We start from the raw sequence: 20067 nt of genomic DNA, 5'->3' as shown, positions 1-20067 counted from the left end.
GTCCTGGTGAGTGCTTTGCTATAAGCTGTTATAATTAGTACGGTATTGATGTTGATTTGCGACTGGTTAGCCTGCAATCATAAATAGACAATCTAACGTGAAAATTGTTTGTTCCTGAAAATACGATAATTTCTGACACAACGCAAACGGGATACCTGGATGCATAACGTGGGGATGAATTTCTGAAAATTATGTGACATTTGCAACGTTATATTTTAAGACGAGCTTAAAAATAGGTAAAGGATTACAAAAAGCAACGTTGAAATTATTGCAGCATTATTCTATTTCACAAAATGATTTTTACCATTTATTGAATATTATCTGTTTAAATTTTTTTAAACAAAAATTTGTCCGCCTGTGTTTATAACAGATATCACTCCCTCCTAAGCATTTTCAAGCATCATCATTTTTCGGTATCCGCTGCTGCACATCTGGATGTGTACTGTCACTCCTGTGTGATGTGGGGTAACCTGCAGATTTTTAAAATGCCTAAATACTGAATGTATGAGATGCTACCTACGCTTGAGGCAACTCTTAAAGACTGCCTGCATTGCTTTACTGGGACTCGCTTCCACCGCTGCGTTTGCACAGAAGAAGCCCAATATCCTTGTCATTTTCGGGGATGATATTGGCTTCTGGAACCTCAGCTGCTGGAACCGCGGCATGATGGGTTTCAAAACCCCGAATATTGACCGCATCGCTACGGAAGGCGCTATGTTCACCGATTATTACGGTCAACAAAGTTGTACTGCCGGAAGAGCCGCTTTTATTACAGGCCAATGTCCTTTTCGTACTGGTCTTACAAAAGTGGGCCTGCCAGGCGCTGATGTTGGTTTGCAAAAAGAAGATCCTACCATCGCAGAATTTCTCAAACCACTGGGTTATGCCACTGGTCAGTTTGGGAAAAACCACCTGGGAGATAGGGACGCATATCTCCCTACTGCACATGGTTTCGATGAATTTTTTGGTAACCTCTATCACCTGAATGCGGAAGAAGAACCTGAACATGAAGACTATCCAAAAGATCCCGCATTTAAAAAGAAATTTGGCCCCCGTGGTGTGCTCAAAGCCACTGCCGATGGTAAGATAGAAGATACCGGTCCGCTTACCATAAAACGGATGGAAACAGTTGATAAAGAATTTTATGATGCGGCTATAGATTTCATGAAGCGCCAGAAACAGGCAGATAAACCCTTCTTCGTTTGGTTTAACAGTACACGGATGCATGTAAACACCCACCTGAAGCCATCTTCGGCTGGTAGAACAGGATTAGGCCTACAGGCGGATGGCATGGTAGAACATGACGATATGGTGGGCGACCTCCTGAAATTCCTGGATGACCAGGGCCTTACAGAAAATACAATTGTTATTTATTCTACCGATAATGGTGCGATGAAATGTGAATGGCCTGATGGCGGTGCTTCTCCTTTCAAAGGTGAGAAAGACATGAACTGGGAAGGTGCTTTCCGTGTGCCATGTGTAGTACGCTGGCCTGGTCATATCAAGGCAGGAACAGTATACAATGATATTTTTTCTGCGGAAGACTGGCTACCAACTTTGGTGGCAGCAGCCGGTGGTGAAACCAACCTGCCCGCAAAAGTACTGGCTGGATTTCAGGCCGGCAGTAAACACTTTAAAGTACACCTGGATGGCTACAACATGCTGCCTTACCTGACAGGACAAACAAAGGATGGCCCCAGGCACCAGTTCTTTTATTTTAATGATGATGGTGACCTGGTGGCTTACCGGAGAGACAGGTGGAAGTTCAATTATCAGATCCAGATGGCAAAAGGAATGGCCGTATGGCGTGAACCCATGGATAAGCTGAGAGCCCCTATCCTGGAGGATCTCCGTTCTGATCCTTTTGAGTACGCCTTTGATCATGCCTCCAATTATTATGAAAAATGGTATATCGATCGTGCATTCCTGATACTGCCTTCAGCGGAAGAAGTAGGCGCCTACCTGGCTACCTATAAGCAGTTTCCGCCCCGGCAGCGTCCTGCCAGTTTCAATGTAGATGAGTTTACCAATGAACTCAAAAGGCTCATAAAATAAGGTTCATATATCCATGGAGGCTGTTTCTCTCAGCAAGAGGCAGCCTCTTTAATGCAACTATACTCATGACAACCCTGGATCAGGTTAAACTACTGAAAAAACGTATGGGCGATAACGTTATTGGTCAGCAGGATGTGATTGAAAAGATCCTGGTAGGCTTGCTGACAGATGGTAACGTGCTGTTGGAAGGACTTCCCGGACTGGCGAAGACCAGGGCCGTAAAAAGCCTGGCCCATCACCTTGAATGTAAGTTAAGCCGCATACAGTTTACACCGGACCTGCTTCCGGCAGATGTTACCGGAACGGAAATTTACCAGCCACAGTCTGCGGAACACTTCATTTTCCAACCTGGCCCCATCTTCAGCAACCTGGTACTGGCAGATGAAATAAACCGCGCACCCGCAAAAGTACAATCCGCCTTACTGGAAGCGATGGAAGAAAGACAGGTATCTGTTGCCGGTAAAACACATAAGATGGAACCGCTCTTCATGGTACTGGCCACACAAAATCCGATTGAACAGGAAGGTACCTATCCGTTGCCGGAAGCCCAGCTGGACCGGTTTGTTATGAAGATACAGATCACCTATCCTGATAATGACAGTGAAATCAGGATCGTACGACTGGTGAGAGAAGAAGCAAAAGGACAGGAAGCAACAAACGAAACGATTCCTCAACAAGCCATCTTTGATGCACGCAAAGAAATTAACGGGGTAAATGTAAGCGAGGCTGCGGAGAAGTATTTAACGGGTATCATTACCGCTACCCGCTATCCCGATCAGTTCAGTAAGGACTTGCAGCGGTGGCTCAGTTATGGCGCCAGTCCCCGCGGTAGTATTGGTCTCGACAGATGTGCACGCACTATCGCCTGGATGGACGCAAGAGACTATGTAACACCGGAAGACATCCGTTATGCGGTGCATGATGTATTGCGGCACCGGATCATTCTCAGCTACGAAGCAAACGTTGCAAAAATGAGTGCGGATGATGTAATAGATGAATTATTAAAAGTAGTAGCCGTTGTATAATGAGCAAGTTGCAAAAACATAAAGAGCCTGTTTATCCTCCCGGTGTAGTTACCTCCATGGAGGACCTGATGAGGTATGAATACTATGTACAGGAAATTCCGCTATTACCCCAACATCCTGTTTATTCCCTGCTTGCCGGAAGACATGCCTCCCGGCTGAGAGGCCGCGGACTTGATTTTGAAGAAGTTCGTATATACGTTCCCGGTGATGATATACGTAATATCGACTGGCATGTAACGGCACGTACCGGGGTTACGCATTCCAAAGTATTTAATGAAGAAAAGGAACGGCCCACGTTCCTGCTGGTAGACCAGAGCAGTATGTTATTCTTTGGTTCGTCAGAAAGGGTGAAATCTGTTGTGGCGGCGCAACTTGCCGCTTTGAGCGCATTTTATACCATTAAAAGAGGCGACCGGGTAGGGGGTATTGTTTTTAATGAATCCGGCAACGATTTCATTACACCAAAAAGAAGTAAAGAACATGTTCAGTACCTGCTTCAGTCGATCGTAACAAAAAACAGGCTGCTGCCCGAACGTACGCAATTGCTCCCCAATACACAACTGCTGGGTAATATTCTTCAGATGGCCAGGTCAGTCATCTCACATGATTATGTACTAACTGTTATCAGTGATCTGTCTGTTATGAATGATGAAAGCCGGCAACACCTGCGCAGCATAGCCATGCATAATGATGTTATCCTGATACATATTACAGACCCGCTGGAGGCAGTTTTGCCGGCAGGCCGGCTTGTACTGAGCGATGGTGAATACCAGTTGCTATGGGAGAACAAACACAACACCCGGTACAGCGAGAGTTACGAAGCCATGAAACGATCAATGGTAGCGGAGTTCAGGAATTATCGTATACCCGTGGTGTTTATAGATACGGCTACTACCGTAGAGAGCCAGATCATGCAGTTTTTTGTAAACAGATCAACATAGTGTCTATGCAGGAGCCATCAAAACAATTCGGAGAGTTGATAGAGCCTTCAAAGGTGCGGTTCAGTTTTGATGCACCCGGCTGGTATGTATTGTTTTGTTTATTGGGGCTGCTGTTGGTACTGCTGTTTATTTTGTTAGGGAGATATTACCGCCGGAATATTTACCGCAGACACGCTGTTTATTCATTGCAGCAATCCTGTATCCGTTACCGAGATGCAACCGGTTCCCCGGCATTATTGTATGAAGCTGCGATGCTCATAAAGAGGGTTTCCATGAAGGTTTACGGCAGAAGCGCCGTAGCATCTTTGCGGGGCACTGATCTCACCACATTTTTGAATAGTACCTGGAAAGAAAGTTCTTTTTCAGGAGCAGATACGCAGTTGCTAGAAGGAGCACTGTATAAAAAAGACGCAGCGGTCCCTGAAACAGCCGTGCAGGTTTTTGTCGCTAAAACCCGGCGCTGGATTCAAAAACACAGACATGGAATTTGAGGTGGCATATAAATGGGTTGGGCTGTTGCTGCCTTTGCCCTTATTGGTGTACCTGCTGCTGCCACCACTGCGGCGCAGGAGGGCGGCACTGATCGTACCATTCTTTGCACGCACGGTGACCGTATCAGGGCAAAAGCCCCGGCGTAATGCCTGGGTGAAGCGAAGAAATATACTGGCGTGGATCGTGTTGGTACTCGTTTGGGTTTGCGGGTTGGCCGCACTGTCTTCACCCCGGTATACGGCAAAGCCGGGCAAACATGCCAAAATAGTCAGGAGCTTTTTGATCGCAGCAGATATTTCATTCAGCATGGCACAAACAGATTGGGTCGTCAATGGCAGGCGTATGAGCCGCTGGGAGGCTGTAAAACACCTGATGAAAGACTTTGTATCAGAAAGAAAAAGTGACCGTATCTCGTTGGTCGTATTTGGCAGTAATGCCTATTTACAGGCGCCACTTACCACTGATCTGCCAATGATCTCCTGGTTGCTGGATCAGACAGAAGTAGGGATGGCCGGGCAAATGACCAACATTGGCGATGCGATTACCTACAGCGTAAAAATATTAGCTGCAGATACCCTGCCGCAGAAAGTAATGCTGCTGCTCACAGATGGTATCGATACCGGAACAGATCTTTTACCACTGGATGCCGCCGGTGTGGCGAAGAAGGATAGCATCGTGATCTATACAATGGGTATTGGTAAAGCCGGTGGGAGTGGAGGATACGATCTGGATGAAAAAACACTGAAAGGTATTGCACAGCTTACGGGCGGAAAATATTTTAACGCCATGAATGAAGGGGAATTAAGGGATGTATACCGTACACTGGATAAACTTTCCCCGGTGGAATACCAGGAAGATCAATACAAACCCGTCACCTTGCTATACTATTATCCTTTGGCACTGGGCGTTTTACTGGTATTTGTTTTTCAGTTAACAGCCGCTGTGGCGACACTGATCACAACAAAAAAAGAGCATGGCTGACCTGCTGAAAAATATTGACTGGCAACAATTTCATTTCCTGCGCCCTGTGGCGTTGTGGTTGTTTGTGCCGTTAATATTGCTGGCATTATTAACGCTGGCAGGGAACAAGGAGCATCAGCAATGGAAAAGTATCATTGCATCGGCTTTGCGCCCTTATATGTTTACCGGGAGTAACCGGTGGGCATTTATAATTCCCTTGCTTGCTTTCCTGGTTGGCATGTCCTGCGCCATCCTGGGGATGGCCGGACCTACCTGGGAAAAAGTAAAGGTACCCGGACAAAAAATACAGGCAGTGGTATTGATTGTTATGGATCTATCCAGGTCAATGCTGGCCACTGATATTCAACCCAACAGGCTGGAGCGGGCAAAACTGAAAGTAAGCGATTTCCTGGATGCCAATCCCCGCGCAGGCGCCGGGTTGCTGGCTTTCGCCGGAACGCCGCACCTGGTGCTTCCCTTCACCGCTGATTATAAATTACTGAAGCTGCACACAGGGAGCTTGCAGAACCGCGTAATGCCGGTACAGGGAGGGAATATGCCGTTATTGATCAAAGCTATTGATACATTGATGGCGCCCCAACTGGTGCCGGGTACCGTTTTCCTGCTTACAGATGCCATCTCGGCTGATGATGCGGTATCGTTAAATAATTATGCGAACAGCACGATCCATCGCATGGAAATATTGCTGGTATCCTCTCCACAAGGTGCAACGGTACCCGGTTTCGGGAAAGTGATCTCCAGGCAGGACCCGGCGGCGGTGCAAAGTATCCGGCAAAATCCCAGGATCATTATTTCCCCGCTTACCCTTGATACCACTGATGTTGGAGGTATTGCCAAACGTATACGTGATAAACTGATCTTTGGAAAAGATGAAAAACTGGATGAGAAAAGCTGGAATGATGTGGGCTATCTGTTCCTGGTGCCTGCTTTGTTGATTGGCCTGTTCTGGTTTAGAAAAGGTTGGAGCCTGCAATGGTGCTGGCTATTACCGGTATTGATCTTTCAGGGCTGTTCGGTAAAAAGCAGGGAAGCTGACTGGTGGTATACCAGGGATTACCAGGGCCAGGTACTTTATAACCAGCAGGATTATGCAACGGCTGCTGCTCGTTTTGTCAACCTGGAACACAAGGCTACTGCGGCTTACAAAGCGGGAGACTATGAAGCTGCCGCTGCATTGTTTGCGCTGGACAGCTCCGCTACCGGCTACTATAACCGCGGACTCGCGCTGGCCCACTTAGGCAGGTATGAGGAAGCGATGCAGGATTTTAGTCAGGCAAAAGAACTGGATAATACATTGAACGATAAAGTGAACAACAGCATACACCATGTAAAACAGGCTGGTATGCAGATAGATTCCGTGCTGCGCCTGGATCAACCGGAAACAGCTTTAAAAGAAAAGAAAAAAGATACGCTGCCTTTAAAAGAAAGAAAACGGCAGGGAAACGATCCGTCCCTCTCTGCAGATACAAAAGTGAAAGATATGCCTACATCCGGTGACCGGCTTACAGATGAAGTGAAGACCAATATACACCAGGCACAGGAAGGAGATGCGCCTCCGCAGCAACAGGATACCGCTGCCGGTAGTAGTCAGGATATGAAGAACATTATTTTCCGCAAAGCACCAGCCGATCCGTCGGAATTTCTGCATAAGCGTTTTGAATTACAGCGAAAGGAATATTTCAAAAATGTAAAACCGGGGAAAGAACAATGGTAAGAGGTTTTATTACGGGGATACTGATTTGCATGAGCTGTAATAATACAGTAGCGCAACAGTCCTGCTTTGCGCGGGTGGAACTGAATAAAACAGCTGTGTATATACAACAGCCGTTTAAAGTTACTTACACCGTACTTACTGCTACCTGGTTTACCGAGCCACTGGAATTTGATAATATACAGATACCCGGCGCCTTTATCATCCCGTTTACAAAAGCACAGCCCGGCAGGTTTACAGATCATGGTAAATCATTTTCAGGTATACAGTTTTACTATATCGTTTTCCCTTATAAGGCAGGTCAGTTTGCGGTTCCCTCCCTCAGTATCAAGGCAACCACGCCCCGGGAGGGCAGTGCGGAAGCTAAAAGTATAACGATTCATACACCTTCCAGGACATACATTGTGAAGCCTGTGCCACGTGAATATCCAGCCAATGAATCCTGGATGGTGGCCACGGATGTGCAATTGTCTGAACACTGGAACAAGCCATTGAAAGAGCTGCGGGTAGGCGATGTACTAAAACAAACGATAACCGTGGATGCCAATGGCACCTTACCACAGTTTATTCCCGAAATAGCTTTGCAAAAAGTGGACTGGGCAACTGCTTATCCGGGCGCTCCCACGCTGAAGGATACACGAAATGAAACGGATGCAAACGGCGCGCGCATACAAACCACTACTTACCTGCTTACCAAAGCAGGGACCTGGACAATGCCGGCAATAAAATTGAGTTGGTGGAATCCTTATGCAGCGGGATTGTACGCGCGTAAGCTACCCACCGTTACATTAAAGGTGATGGATAACCCTGACCTGGGAATGCTCACCACACTCAAAGATAGCCTGGGTGCTTTACAGGTCACCACAAAAGAGACAACACATCAACAGGTGTGGCTGATTTTCGGAATACCCTGGTACCAGGCTTTGTTATATGCTGTACCATTAGTGGTGATATTACTGTTATTAATCCGTTACCTGCTGAAAATGTGGCGGATGCTGAAGGCTGCCCGGAAACGTTATGTCGTCAGTGAAACGTATTGGTTTATAAAATTGCTGCGTGCCCCGGCAACAGGCCCGGATTTTATACGGAGGTTGTATCAGTGGTGGGACCGGCGTCCATCTGCTCATAAACAGGCTTCTGTTATTAAAACGTTGGAAGAGCAGGATGAACCGGTATTGAAAGAATGTTTCAGGCAATATGAAGTCCAGGTATACAAAGATGACGCGGCGGCTGCAACAACTGCGAAGAAATTAAAAAAATATTTTTATACATACCGGCGCAGGAATAAGCACGCTTTAAATAAGAATAAATTGCCCGAAGAGCAACAGGAATGGGGGAAATAGCTAAACTTATCAGGACCGGTTTTATTATTCACGGCATCTGTAACTGATGCAAAAATTAATGATGATATGAGATATCTATTCGCATTGCTGATTGGGATAATGACACGTCCGGGAAATGCACAGATCCCTGAAAAATCCTTGCAGGCAATATCCACAGCAGACAAGGTGCAAACCCACCTTGGCATCCTTGACTTTAAAGACGGAATACCTTCAGCAGCTACCACCCGGAAAATGTATGATGAACTGGACTATATTCATGGGGTAGATGCTTTTATGAACGCTTATGCTGCAGCATCACAGTGTGCTTTGAGGAATGGCTTCATTGCAGCCGGTATAAACGATAATGATGTGCTGGTGTTTTCAGGATTAATGGATTCTAAATCATTATTCCTTACCGCTAATGCAGATACTTATTATTTCTGGAGTTACCTGGATTTGAGTAAAGGGCCACTGGTAATAGAAACACCTCCCGGGTCGCTGGGTGTGATTGATGATATGTGGTGGAGATGGATTACAGACTTTGGTATGTCTGGCCCCGACAGGGCAGCAGGAGGGAAGTACCTGCTGCTGCCGCCGGGTTATAAGGGTGTCATACCTGATGGTGGCTATTTTGTGAGTCAATGCCGTACAACAAAAGTGAGCCTGCTGGGGCGTGCATTCATGGAAAATAATGATCCAAAAGCGGTGGATGAGCATGTAAAGAAAACACTCAGAATATATCCATATATTCCGGGGAGTTATGGCACCAGTATAGCCGATTTTCTTGGTAATAAGGCTCCATTGGCGGCTTTGAGCAAGGCGGCTTCACCAAGATTTGTGGAAGGCACCGGAAAAGTAATGAACACCATTCCTCCGGGTGATTATTCTTTTTATGAGGTTGTAAATGAACTTGTTCAGGCGGAACCTGCTGATGCCCTTGATCCTGAAATAGGCGGACAACTGGCAGCTGTAGGGATTGTAAAGGGAAAGACTTTTAGTCCCGATGCCCGGATGAAAAAGATTCTTGTTAATGCAGCTGCGGTGGGCAATGCTATGAGCCGAAGTGTTTCAACGAACCCGCGAGAGTCAGAAGAATTTAATTATTATGGCCCTGCTTCCAAATGGTGTAATTCCTTATTTGTTGGTGGATATGATTTCATGAGACCACCGCCTGAAGTAACAAAGACCGGCATTAAACAATATCCGGAGGATGGTGCGCGTAAACTTAATTCAAGGACTGCGATGTTTTACGTGGCAACAGGCATTACACCTGCCATGTGTATGCGGCTTGCCAATATCGGATCACAATACCTGGCCGCTTTTTATACATCAGCAGGAGAACCTTTTGATGGGAATAAAACCTATAAAATAATATTACCGCCTAATATTCCGGCAGCTAAATTCTGGTCGCTGACCTTATACGATAATCAAACACGGTCTATGCGGGAAACAGCACAGCGGTATCCCCGGGCCGGTAGTCAAAGCTTTCCTACACCGGCTGCAATGCCTGGTACGGACGGGTCTACTACTATCTATGTCGGACCCCGCAAGCCCGGAGGGATTAGTGATGGTAACTGGATCCAGAGTGTGCCGGGAAAAGGCTGGTTTGTGTTGCTGAGACTATACAGCCCATTGGAACCATTTTTTGATAAAAGCTGGAAAGCAGGCGATTTTGTGGAAGTGAAACCGTGATATTGCGAGCGACAAAATGAATGTACGGGTAAAATATAACAACAGGTATTTACCCGTACATTCGTTTATACAAGGCTATTATTCTCCTTTCTTTTTTTCAAAAGTCTTCAGCATATACGCTATCGTCAGCATATACGTATTGCCCTGTAACCTGTTTTTAGCGCCGGTTTCTCCCAACCATCTTACGCCAATAAGCGAGCGTATGTGTGGAATAAATACATTGCCTTCTGCACCAATGCCATATATCTGGTCTTTGTCAGGATTCAGCAGGAACCCACTTGCCAGCGGTATATGATCTTCCGTTGTTTTAAATTGCATGTAGTATATGATGCCTGCGTTTATAATAGTAGGGATAGGACTGTTAGCTTTTTTCAGGTACCATGTTTTCCCAAGACCGCCTTCTATACTCAGGTTATCGCCGGTTTTTACATCCGTACCCTTTTTCTTCCCATTGAGTGCATAGGACAACAAGGCGGAAAAATGGATACTTTTCCGCTTATCAAAGTATACGGTACTGCCACCGGAAAATTCATTTACGAGCTGACCTAATCCGCTGTTATCATCACCACCCTGTTCGTATTTTCCGCTGGGTAAATAAAGCGCGTATCCGGCAACAAAATCTGCCCGTTTAAGATGCCAGCCCAGTTGAACAGGTTGCAGGTAAATATCTGTAAACGCGAAAGGTGATTTTACGGTAGTAACCGTAGACTCCAGGCGGTTGCTGGCAAAGGGAAACAGCGCGGTGCCGCCATAGTTGCCACCAAGGATCTTCAGGTTGGTGACCCAGGCGCCTCCGATACCGGTAACAAACATATTTAATCCGAGGTTGTCTGTTACCAGCTCTCCTTTGCCGTTTTTAAGTTTGGCGGCATTGTAGAAGTATACCGGTACTACCAGCGTAAACCCCGGCGGCGTTTGTGTGCCTGATTGCAACCCTGCATCTCCCAGTAAATGATCGCCTTTCAACTGTGCATGCAGCGAACCGGATAAAATAAATGACAGGAATAATGTAAGAATACGGCGGAAAAATAATCTCTCTCTTTTCATTTTATAAGAATTTAATGAACGGGAAAAGAAGATGAGAGATTTGTATATGCTCAGGGGGAATAATACTACCTGCAAATTACTTCCTTATTTTTTAAACCGGTAAATTTTTTTTTCTGAAAAAAGATAAAGTTTGTTAACTTTTTTACTATTCGTGTTGTTATACATTCAATTCCCTTCCCTCCTAAGCAGCTTCAATAATAGCAATATCATCTATTCTGTACATACTGAGCGGGACATATATCCGCTTTAAAATAACTAGCTATTATGAAACTGAAATTTTTCCCGCTGGAACTATATTTTCAAAATACTATCAGGTCATCTATACTGGATCAGATTTCCTTTATAGGTGAGCTGGAAAGGAGCCGTACGGCATTACACAGTTAACATACAGCCATCACCAGTAACCTAAGCAGTAATAGCAACAGATGGCCGGTTTACAACTATATGGATAGTTGTCCATCGCCTGGAAGATACTGATAAGACAGGCAGAGCCGGTCCGGAAAATCACTGATGGTCGTGTGGGTGTATGGAATAGTACAGGACTCCGGGCCGACACTCTGCCCATTTTTTAAAGAAAGTAAAATCATCCTGATAATTATATAAAAAATAGACATAGGAAAGATACTGAAAGATAATAGCCCACCATCGTGATTCATTCCTGTAAGATTCCTGTGAATATTACACTAGCGTGGAATCTACAGGCGATGAAGATTGCGGGGTGTTCTCACCCTGCATATTTTTTTAAAGTTCCGGCATACATAAATAGCAGTCATCCGTAATGAATTTTATCTGCACACGCCTGTAGCAGATAAGGAGCGTATTCATAAAAACGTAGTGTATGAAACGAAACACAACTGCCTGCTATGCTGTAATGCCGGTTGCTTTGATAGCTTCCTGCAAACAAGTACCTGATACATCTCAACAACAACATGACTCACAAAATAATGGCTGCCGTCGGGAGCACCTTTCTACAATAGTTGGCAAAACATGAATGTAACCGGCAGGGAGTTCTCTCCCTGCCATTATAAATCTAAAATCTACAACAATGAAACAGGTCTTATATATATCCATTTTCGTTATTCTCCTGGCCGCTGATGCCATGGGACAGGCCGGTGCGGGTATGAAACTGGGACAGAATGACAAACATTATAAAGATAGTTTGGAGCGGGCAGGTTATCCATATCGTTTTCCCATTTGGGGTAGCAAGGTTGTACAGAAAGGATTTAATCTCCAGTATCCTGTAGGCGCTATGCTGAACTTCACCACCGGCAAACAAGAGGTAAATATCACAGATCTGAAAGTAGGTTTTAATGATAAGGAACCCGTGCCGCTTGATTTTATCCAATTCGGAAAAGTAGAAGCTCATATGCAGAGTGTAACCACGCGCCTGGATCTGTGGGTGCTGCCTTTTCTCGACATATACGGCATTCTGGGGCTGGTACAGGCGAAGACAGATGTGCAGATCAATGCTCCCTTCCAGTTCTCCAGTGAAGCTAAATTCAAGGGGTATACGATGGGAATGGGCACCACACTGGCAGGGGGGTATCATGGCATTATTACCATTTCCGATATCAATTACACCTGGACACACCTCGACAAACTGGATGACGTGGTTAAAACACTGATGCTGACCCCCAGGATCGGGTATAATTTTTCCTTTAAGGAACACGTAAATAAATCGCTGGCCCTATGGTTGGGTGCTACCGGTTTTTATGTAAATCAGACAACAAGCGGCGCTATTGATCTGTCGGACCTTAAACCACAGATGAGTGAGGAACAGATCGATGAGATCCTGGCTGAAACCGCCGGTTGGTATCAATCCCTTACAAAGCCCCAACAGGTAGTGGTAAAAGGTATTGCAGAGGCTATCAAACATAAACTGGATGGTTTGCCCGATGATATTATTGTCAATTATTCCCTGAAGAAAAACCCGGTTTCTCACTGGAGTTTAGTTGCAGGAGGACAATACCAGTTTAATAAACGCTGGCAGGTAAGAACGGAAGTCGGCTTCTTAGGTGGTCGTACTTCTTTGTTGTTATCCGGAAATTATCGTTGGCGGTGGTAAGGAAGATATTGATATGTTATTTGTTTTTTCCAGGCTGGTTGTTAACAGTAAAACAAGCGGCAGCACAGCGGTTTCATACCAATGAAAGCGACATACTTGAATTTTATAATGGCGACAGGGTGCAGGGGAAACTCAAACAGATACAACGTGGTGAACTGACCTTTGATCCGGATCTGCTGGAAGATAAATTCACCGCAAAGCTGCGGGATATTAAATATATCCGCGCACGGAGAAAGGAATACCTGGTGGAAACCATCGCCAATAAAAAATATTATGGTACACTGGATATGAGTAAAACACCTGGCTGGGTGAAGATCGTGCAGGTGAATGATTCCGTAGAACTGTTTATTGAAGATCTGGATAATATCCAGAACCTGGATGATAATTTCTGGAGACGACTGAATGGAAGCGCCAGTCTTGGGTTTTCGTACTCCCGTTCCAGTAATATCGGCCGGATAAACGAAAGCCATAACATGACTTACAGCACCCGTAACTGGTTATTTCTCACGAACGGGGACCTGATGTATACCATCGACAAGGAATTCAAAGGCATAGAGAAAGCAGACCTGGCTTTGCAGGCATACATCGAGTTCTGGAAAAAATGGTTTGCAGTATCGTCGGTGCAGTTCCAGCGTAGTACTGAACTGGGGCTGAATGCACGTTTCCAGTTGGCCGAAGCAGCAGGCCCCATCCTGATAAAAAACAGGAAGCACGACCTGCGGGTGGCTACAGGCATTTCTGCGCAGAAAGAATACAGCACGGATAGTGTAAACAGCGGGCGTACGGTTTCTGCGGAAATTCCGGTGATGGTAAATTATTATTTATTCCAACTGGGTACACCTGAACTGAAGCTGCAAGCCACCAATTCCCTGTTTTTTAGTTTGTCGCAATCAGGCAGATGGCGCGCCGATCAGAATATCACTTTGTACTGGAAGCTCATTACACACCTGAATGCAAATGTGCAGTTCTATTTTGATTTTGATAGTCAGCCGCCCAATACGGTTGCGCAAAAAATAGATTTTGGAACTGTGTTCAGTATCGGGTATTCCTGGTAGCAATAAGGAATGCTATTTAATCATGCTTAAAACATAAACGATGATAAACATCCCGATTTCACATGTCGTAAAGAAAGCAGCAGGAGCCCTGTTTATTTTTTGTATTATGGGAGAAATTACCCTTGCACAGGAGAAAAGCCCTGGCGGCCTTTCCCAGGAAGAAATTGCCAAATCAAATAATCCGCTGGCAGATCTGAATCAGATCAGTTTTCATGACTTTATTACCATGCACCAGCGTGGAACCACGGAAGTATCCAATACCATGAATCTTCGTGGCGTAATGGTGGCAGGCAGGCAGATCATCAGGGCTACCATTCCTTTTACAACTACACCAGCTGCTAATAGCATGGGTTATAATTCGGGATTGGGAGATATACAGATTTTTGATGCGATCCGCTTTACAAAAAACGGCGCTACTACAGACCTGGGTATTGGGCCTATGCTGGTATTACCCACGGCCAGCAACGATTTCCTGGGATCAGGCAAATGGCAGGCAGGAGGTGCATTTATAGCCATGCACCATATTCCCGGTGGGCATGTACTCGGCGCTTTGGTTACCTATCAGCATTCCTTTGCCGGTCAGGAAGACCGCAACGAAGTAAGTGTGCTGGCATTCCAGCCGGTATTGACCTTTAACATCGCCGCCGGTTTATATGGCCGTAGCGCCGGCGCTACCTGGACGTTTGATTTTGAGAACCAGCGCACGCTGATCCCTTTCGGACTGGGCGTTGGTAAGGTGTTCAAAGCGGGCAACGCTATGGTGAATATGTTCATAGAACCACAACTAACAGTGTATAGTGAAGGTGCCGGGCAGCCTGCTTACCAGGTGTTTTTCGGCATGAACCTGCAGTTTGCAGGGAAAAAAGGGAAATGATTTTTTAAGGACAACTTATTTACTCAACCATCACATAAAATGTAAAATATGAAACGACTATTTTTCTTTGCGTTTCCTTTGTTGGTCATGACTGCCTGCGGACCCACGTTAAAGGTAACATCAGATGTAAACAAACAGGCTAATTTTACAGGGTTTAAAACGTTTGCGCTGTATAACCCGGCGGGGCAGAGCAGCCCGATCAGTGAGTTGAACCGCAATCGTATTGATAATGGCGTTATAGCTGCGATGTCGGCCAAAGGCTATACCCAGGCAGATACTACTTCCGCAGACCTGTTGGTAAATCCTGTTACGGTAACCAAGCAGGGACAAAATGTAACTGCCAATACCGACTATTACGGTTATGGTGGCTTTTACCGGCCTTACTATTGGGGCGGTGGTATGGGCATGGCATCCAGCAACACTACCTTCTCTGTAGATAAATACATTGATGGCTCATTGATCATTGACGTAATTGACCGCGCAAAAAGAGAATTGTTATGGCAGGGAGTTGGTAACAGCCAGATCGATGGTCCTATCAAAGATCCTGATACAAAGATCCCCGCTGCTGTAAGCAAGATCATGGCCAGCTTCCCGGCTAAGATGTAGAAAAGACATAGGGACAGAAAAACAACCACCCGTTCATAGTGATATGAACGGGTGGTTGTTTTTATATAACAGCTGAGGGGCATCACATGATCATCTGCAGAAATAAAAAACAGTACACCAATCCGGATAATCCATCCAATCCGTTTAATCCTGGTAAAAAAAGGCTGCGTCTTAGATAAGACACAGCCGTTCCTAAGCATAAACAAATTAGCAATCATCAACTCTTAAATACCATTTACTTGATTTTTAGTGACTCAGGAAAAATCCAATATTGAAGGAAAAGTTCTTTAGGTTATCAATTTGAAAGAGATCATTTTTATTGGTGGCGTAACCATAATTAGCACCCAGCAAAATACCCCAGTTATTCCCCCGGGGCCTTATCAACGCCCCTATTTCCGGGCGTATAGCAAATCCCCAGTTAAATTCATCTTCCACAAAAATGTTATAGTAAATAGTTTGTTCACTATACTGTGTGCCTATACCTAATCCAACATAAGGCATCACTTTTTTTCCGTAGTTAAAATAATAATGTGCAGTAGCCATAATCGGTACGGTATAAACAACCTTGTCCATATCCGTAGTGATGGCTGCATTATTATCCTTGTAGTATACGGTTTGGGTAGGCATATACTGTTCATATGAGTTCCAGCTAACTGCCACACCAAAGGATACAGGCGCTGCTGACAGAAAATGCCGGTACTCCGCCCTGCCACCTGCGAGGCTGGTTTTATCCAGGAATTCATTGTTGGTAGGAACGCTTATTTCCCAGGAAAGGCCATAGAGGTTGTTGATTTTACCCTGGGTAAAACCTTTCATGATTCCCATGCTCAATAACAGGCTGAGTATAATATATCTTTTCATAAGATGCTTTTTTTGAGTGAACTATTGGGCCTTTATATATGACGACTGAACAAAGGCCTGATTGATCCCATCTGTTGCCAGCTGCAAATTGGTAGATGCTGCCGAACCCAATGCCCCGTTGAGGTTTACTGTCCATATAACATTCAGTTTCTGATTGACGACTGCATTTTTTACATCAATCATTTCCACTATCACACTACCGGTTGTAATCGCATACGTGGTAGCCCATGGATAGTAATAAGGATAATACCAGCCCCAGTCCCACGGATCCCAATAGCCCGGATAACCCCACCAGTAACCGGGATATACAACGCCTACAGTGATGTCTTTTACGGCCGTAGTATTGATGCCCAGGTCAGGCCTGGCGTTGCGGGGAACAAAAATATAACCGCGTGCTTCCAGGTTTTCCCGGATAGTGCTGACTAATTTTTTAGCATTATCATCTACCAGGATCGTATCATTTTTATTGGATGATAAATAAGCGATCGTATCCGAGATATAAAAGGTTTTGTAAGTATTGAACTGCGCATTCGGGTCTCTGTCTGTTTGTACCACGAAGTTTACAGATAGTTCAGAAAGATCTGGTTCTTTACGGCATCCTGTAAGTAATGCCAGCGCGAAGGATACTAGAGCGGTGAATCTTTTCATAGCAATGAGTTTAGTTAAATAATCACTTGAAAATTGCACTGCTATGAAGGAGAGGATATAACATACCACCTTCCTTACCGGAACGGGTAGATGATCGGATACGCTTACCAGGTACTGGTAAAATACACCTATATCTACGGGCCACGGGCAGTAACAAGTAACAGGATGATAACTATTGCTATGCTTAAGAAACGGATTTTGGTAATTAACTGATGGTTATTATCATTTTGAGTTTTTCATAAAGTACTACAGTTTAATGATCATGGATTATCAAGGATGTTGTGTCTTTTTGTTGTGTCTTCCCTATTCAACAACAGTTTTTTGAAAAAGTTTTAATTAGAATAAATTTTTTTTAAAAAAAGTTCGGCGGCCATTCTTCCGGGTTATTTTTTTTTATTCAAACTATTTTGCTGTTCGTGATGTTTTTTAAAAATATACCTCCTCAGCATAACAATTACCATCATCATCTGCGGCATTTATAAACGGGTTGGAATCTCCAATACCCTTTGTGAATGCGTGTTTTAAACTATTTCCAAAACGGAAAGTGTTCGCATATGATGCTCCTTAAAAAAAACGCCTGGATTATTTGTCTGCTGATTCCACTATACACGGCGGCAAGAGAACAATGGCCCTGCACCATTCCTACGTCGCAGGGTACTATAGTGGTATATCAACCCCAGCCTCAGTCTTTTGCCGGTAATAAGCTTACGGCAATCGCGGCTGTATCATTTGAAAAGAAGGGAAGCGACCCTGTTTTTGGTGCGGTATGGCTGGATGCTATTGTTAATACAGACAGGGACAAACGGATGGTTACCCTGGAAAAGCTGCAGGTGTCTGCGGTGAAATTCCCCGGAAATGCTGATTCCACAAAGCTTCAGCAGTTTAAAAAAGTATTGGAAAAGGAACTGCCTAAACATAATTATGATATCTCTCTCGACAAATTACTGGCTGTATTAAATGAGAATGGGGGCGAGGCAGGCGCCGGTTTTAAAAATGACCCTCCGGAGATTATCTTCAAAGAACAAAATTCCCTGTTAGTCCTGATCGATGGTGATCCCCGGCTGGAAGCGGATAAAAAGCTGGGCCTGGAAAGAATCGTAAACACACCATTCCTGATCGTACAGGATAAAAATAGTCATAAGTATTACCTGTTTGTAGCCGGAAGATGGTTTGATGCGCAAACCGTTACCGGTAACTGGGCCTATATTGCCAATCCTCCTGCAGCGATTAAAAAAGTGGAACAGCAGGTAACAGCTGATAATAAAGTATCGCCTGTTCCTTTGGATTCCCTGCCACAGATAGTTGTGAGCCTGCATCCGGCAGAACTCATTCAATGCAGCGGTACGCCTGATTTTGCGCCGGTACCTGGTACCGGCTTGCTATACATGTCCAATTCTGCGGACAATATTTTCATGCAGATCAGCACCCAGGAATACTATGTTTTATTATCCGGCAGATGGTATATGTCGCGCAACCTGCATGGACCCTGGGAATACATGGCGCCGGAAAAACTACCCGCTGATTTTGCAAAAATACCCGAAGGCAGCGCAAAGGATGTGGTACTGGCCAGTGTGCCCGGAACCGCTGCTGCAAAGGAAGCCGTGATGGATACACAAATCCCGCAAACCGCAAAAGTAGACCGTAAAAAAGCGACCACCAGTGTCACCTATGACGGCGCGCCAAAATTCCAGGTCATCTCAGGTACCCAGCTGGAATATGCCCTGAATACGGCGTCCACCGTATTGAAAGAGGGCAACATTTACTATGTGGTAGACAAAGGCGTATGGTTTACCGGCAAGAGCCCCAATGGTCCCTGGGCCCCGGCTACCACCAGGCCGGCGGATATCAGCAAGGTACCACCCAGCTCACCGGTATACAATACCAAGTATGTATACATCTATGATGTAACACCCACCGTGATCTATATGGGCTATACACCCGGCTATACAGGTTGTTATGTAGCCGGTCCCACAGTGGTGTTTGGAACAGGGTTTCCTTATGCTCCCTGGTATGGTAGCATGTATTATCCCCGCCCGGTTACATGGGGTTTCAGGATGTCATACAATCCATGGACCGGATGGAGTATGGGCATCGGCGTAAATGTGGGCGCCTTTCATTTTGGTATAGGCTTCAACATGGGTGGTGGCGGATGGTGGGGGCCTCCTGTATACCGCCCGCCTTTCTTTTATCCCTATCCGCACGTATATGGCCCCCGTCCGGTGGTGGTGAATAATATCAACATCAATAATAACCGGGTGTATGCAAATCGTACTAATAATATTTACAATCATCGCACGGATGTTGTAACGCGTGACAGGGAGCTGAACAGGCCCGGCAATAATAATAACATAATAAACCGCAGCAATAACCTCTCCGGCGCCACCCAGGGCAGGGTTTCCCGCAATACCCAGGGTAACTTATCCGGCGCTACCCGTAACAATACTTTACAGCGGGCCAATAATATACAGGCAGACAGGAACGGAAATGTATTCCAACGTAACAAGGCCGGAGAATGGCAGCAAAGGGAAGGTAACCGCTGGCAACCCAGCCGGGATGCCGGTCAGCAGCGAAATATGGAGCAGCAGTTTCAGCAACGGCAACGGGGTATGCAGCGAACGGAAAACTTCCAGCGGTCTGCCCAGCGTCCGCAACATAGCAGCGGTGGGTTTCAACGGAAACGATAACCTTTTAA

General features: G+C 45.4%; 17 protein-coding genes. 14 read left to right on the top strand and 3 right to left on the bottom strand.

Going from position 1 to position 20067, the window contains the following annotated elements:
• Positions 1-504 precede the first annotated feature (504 nt).
• The 8 genes from ABQ275_RS11875 to ABQ275_RS11840 all read left to right on the top strand — a co-directional run bounded on the left by ABQ275_RS11875 (position 505) and on the right by ABQ275_RS11840 (position 10219).
• On the top strand, positions 505-2055 hold the full coding sequence (locus ABQ275_RS11875; protein ID WP_349318524.1) for an arylsulfatase: 1551 nt from the start codon (positions 505-507) through the stop codon (positions 2053-2055).
• Between the two features lie 65 nt (positions 2056-2120).
• A complete protein-coding gene (locus ABQ275_RS11870; RefSeq protein ID WP_349318523.1) occupies positions 2121-3080 on the top strand; it encodes a MoxR family ATPase in 960 nt (319 codons plus the stop codon).
• Positions 3081-3088: 8 nt separating this feature from the next.
• Positions 3089-4021, top strand: a complete 933-nt coding sequence (locus ABQ275_RS11865; protein ID WP_349318522.1) for a DUF58 domain-containing protein — start codon at positions 3089-3091, stop codon at positions 4019-4021.
• Positions 4022-4026: 5 nt separating this feature from the next.
• A complete protein-coding gene (locus tag ABQ275_RS11860; RefSeq protein WP_349318521.1) occupies positions 4027-4512 on the top strand; it encodes a DUF4381 domain-containing protein in 486 nt (161 codons plus the stop codon).
• Entirely contained in the window at positions 4502-5494 is a 993-nt protein-coding gene (locus ABQ275_RS11855) for a VWA domain-containing protein (protein WP_349318520.1), read from the top strand. Before ABQ275_RS11860 ends, ABQ275_RS11855 begins: the two co-directional genes overlap by 11 nt.
• Positions 5487-7208 (top strand): VWA domain-containing protein, encoded by a 1722-nt coding sequence (locus ABQ275_RS11850; protein WP_349318519.1) that lies wholly within the window; start codon positions 5487-5489, stop codon positions 7206-7208. The genes ABQ275_RS11855 and ABQ275_RS11850 overlap by 8 nt, the downstream gene beginning before the upstream one ends.
• A gap of 29 nt (positions 7209-7237) precedes the next feature.
• Positions 7238-8548, top strand: a complete 1311-nt coding sequence (locus ABQ275_RS11845) for a hypothetical protein (protein WP_349318518.1) — start codon at positions 7238-7240, stop codon at positions 8546-8548.
• 66 nt (positions 8549-8614) lie between these two features.
• The gene (locus ABQ275_RS11840; RefSeq protein WP_349318517.1) at positions 8615-10219 is read left to right on the top strand and encodes a DUF1254 domain-containing protein; all 1605 of its coding nucleotides are present in this window, start codon (positions 8615-8617) and stop codon (positions 10217-10219) included.
• Positions 10220-10297: 78 nt separating this feature from the next.
• Here the strand turns inward: ABQ275_RS11840 and ABQ275_RS11835 are convergent, their stop codons facing one another.
• Positions 10298-11266, bottom strand: a complete 969-nt coding sequence (locus ABQ275_RS11835; RefSeq protein ID WP_349318516.1) for a transporter — start codon at positions 11264-11266, stop codon at positions 10298-10300.
• An 838-nt stretch (positions 11267-12104) separates the two neighbouring features.
• Here ABQ275_RS11835 and ABQ275_RS11830 point away from each other — a divergent pair.
• Genes ABQ275_RS11830 through ABQ275_RS11810 form a run of 5 tightly spaced genes read left to right on the top strand, consistent with a single transcriptional unit; the run spans position 12105 to position 15866 of the window.
• The gene (locus ABQ275_RS11830; protein ID WP_349318515.1) at positions 12105-12257 is read left to right on the top strand and encodes a hypothetical protein; all 153 of its coding nucleotides are present in this window, start codon (positions 12105-12107) and stop codon (positions 12255-12257) included.
• 54 nt (positions 12258-12311) lie between these two features.
• Positions 12312-13331, top strand: a complete 1020-nt coding sequence (locus ABQ275_RS11825) for a hypothetical protein (RefSeq protein ID WP_349318514.1) — start codon at positions 12312-12314, stop codon at positions 13329-13331.
• A 20-nt stretch (positions 13332-13351) separates the two neighbouring features.
• Positions 13352-14386 carry a DUF481 domain-containing protein gene (locus ABQ275_RS11820; RefSeq protein WP_349318513.1) on the top strand — a complete coding sequence of 345 codons (1035 nt, stop codon included), beginning with the start codon at positions 13352-13354 and terminating at the stop codon, positions 14384-14386.
• Positions 14387-14426: 40 nt separating this feature from the next.
• The gene (locus ABQ275_RS11815; protein WP_349318512.1) at positions 14427-15260 is read left to right on the top strand and encodes a hypothetical protein; all 834 of its coding nucleotides are present in this window, start codon (positions 14427-14429) and stop codon (positions 15258-15260) included.
• Between the two features lie 48 nt (positions 15261-15308).
• Positions 15309-15866, top strand: a complete 558-nt coding sequence (locus ABQ275_RS11810) for a DUF4136 domain-containing protein (RefSeq protein ID WP_349318511.1) — start codon at positions 15309-15311, stop codon at positions 15864-15866.
• Between the two features lie 246 nt (positions 15867-16112).
• Here ABQ275_RS11810 and ABQ275_RS11805 read toward each other — a convergent pair whose 3' ends face one another.
• Positions 16113-16727: an outer membrane beta-barrel protein gene (locus ABQ275_RS11805; protein ID WP_349318510.1), complete on the bottom strand. Its 615-nt coding sequence runs from the start codon at positions 16725-16727 to the stop codon at positions 16113-16115.
• A 21-nt stretch (positions 16728-16748) separates the two neighbouring features.
• The gene (locus tag ABQ275_RS11800) at positions 16749-17375 is read right to left on the bottom strand and encodes a DUF4136 domain-containing protein (RefSeq protein ID WP_349318509.1); all 627 of its coding nucleotides are present in this window, start codon (positions 17373-17375) and stop codon (positions 16749-16751) included.
• 554 nt (positions 17376-17929) lie between these two features.
• Here ABQ275_RS11800 and ABQ275_RS11795 point away from each other — a divergent pair.
• Positions 17930-20059, top strand: coding sequence for a hypothetical protein (locus tag ABQ275_RS11795; RefSeq protein WP_349318508.1), 2130 nt, complete (start codon positions 17930-17932; stop codon positions 20057-20059).
• Positions 20060-20067: the final 8 nt, after the last annotated feature.

Origin of the sequence: Chitinophaga sp. MM2321 (assembly GCF_964033635.1) — a bacterium.
Lineage (GTDB): Bacteria > Bacteroidota > Bacteroidia > Chitinophagales > Chitinophagaceae > Chitinophaga.
This window is presented reverse-complemented; position numbering and strand designations above follow the sequence as displayed.

Bases quoted from the DNA above. Each gene is read 5' to 3' on its own strand.
- ABQ275_RS11815 (WP_349318512.1), top strand. From the start codon at position 14,427: ATGATAAACATCCCGATTTCACATGTCGTAAAGAAAGCAGCAGGAGCC.
- ABQ275_RS11835 (WP_349318516.1), bottom strand. From the start codon at position 11,266: ATGAAAAGAGAGAGATTATTTTTCCGCCGTATTCTTACATTATTCCTG.
- ABQ275_RS11805 (WP_349318510.1), bottom strand. From the start codon at position 16,727: ATGAAAAGATATATTATACTCAGCCTGTTATTGAGCATGGGAATCATG.
- ABQ275_RS11870 (WP_349318523.1), top strand. From the start codon at position 2,121: ATGACAACCCTGGATCAGGTTAAACTACTGAAAAAACGTATGGGCGAT.
- ABQ275_RS11800 (WP_349318509.1), bottom strand. From the start codon at position 17,375: ATGAAAAGATTCACCGCTCTAGTATCCTTCGCGCTGGCATTACTTACA.
- ABQ275_RS11850 (WP_349318519.1), top strand. From the start codon at position 5,487: ATGGCTGACCTGCTGAAAAATATTGACTGGCAACAATTTCATTTCCTG.
- ABQ275_RS11855 (WP_349318520.1), top strand. From the start codon at position 4,502: ATGGAATTTGAGGTGGCATATAAATGGGTTGGGCTGTTGCTGCCTTTG.
- ABQ275_RS11810 (WP_349318511.1), top strand. From the start codon at position 15,309: ATGAAACGACTATTTTTCTTTGCGTTTCCTTTGTTGGTCATGACTGCC.
- ABQ275_RS11830 (WP_349318515.1), top strand. From the start codon at position 12,105: ATGAAACGAAACACAACTGCCTGCTATGCTGTAATGCCGGTTGCTTTG.
- ABQ275_RS11795 (WP_349318508.1), top strand. From the start codon at position 17,930: ATGATGCTCCTTAAAAAAAACGCCTGGATTATTTGTCTGCTGATTCCA.
- ABQ275_RS11875 (WP_349318524.1), top strand. From the start codon at position 505: ATGAGATGCTACCTACGCTTGAGGCAACTCTTAAAGACTGCCTGCATT.
- ABQ275_RS11860 (WP_349318521.1), top strand. From the start codon at position 4,027: ATGCAGGAGCCATCAAAACAATTCGGAGAGTTGATAGAGCCTTCAAAG.
- ABQ275_RS11845 (WP_349318518.1), top strand. From the start codon at position 7,238: ATGAGCTGTAATAATACAGTAGCGCAACAGTCCTGCTTTGCGCGGGTG.
- ABQ275_RS11825 (WP_349318514.1), top strand. From the start codon at position 12,312: ATGAAACAGGTCTTATATATATCCATTTTCGTTATTCTCCTGGCCGCT.
- ABQ275_RS11840 (WP_349318517.1), top strand. From the start codon at position 8,615: ATGAGATATCTATTCGCATTGCTGATTGGGATAATGACACGTCCGGGA.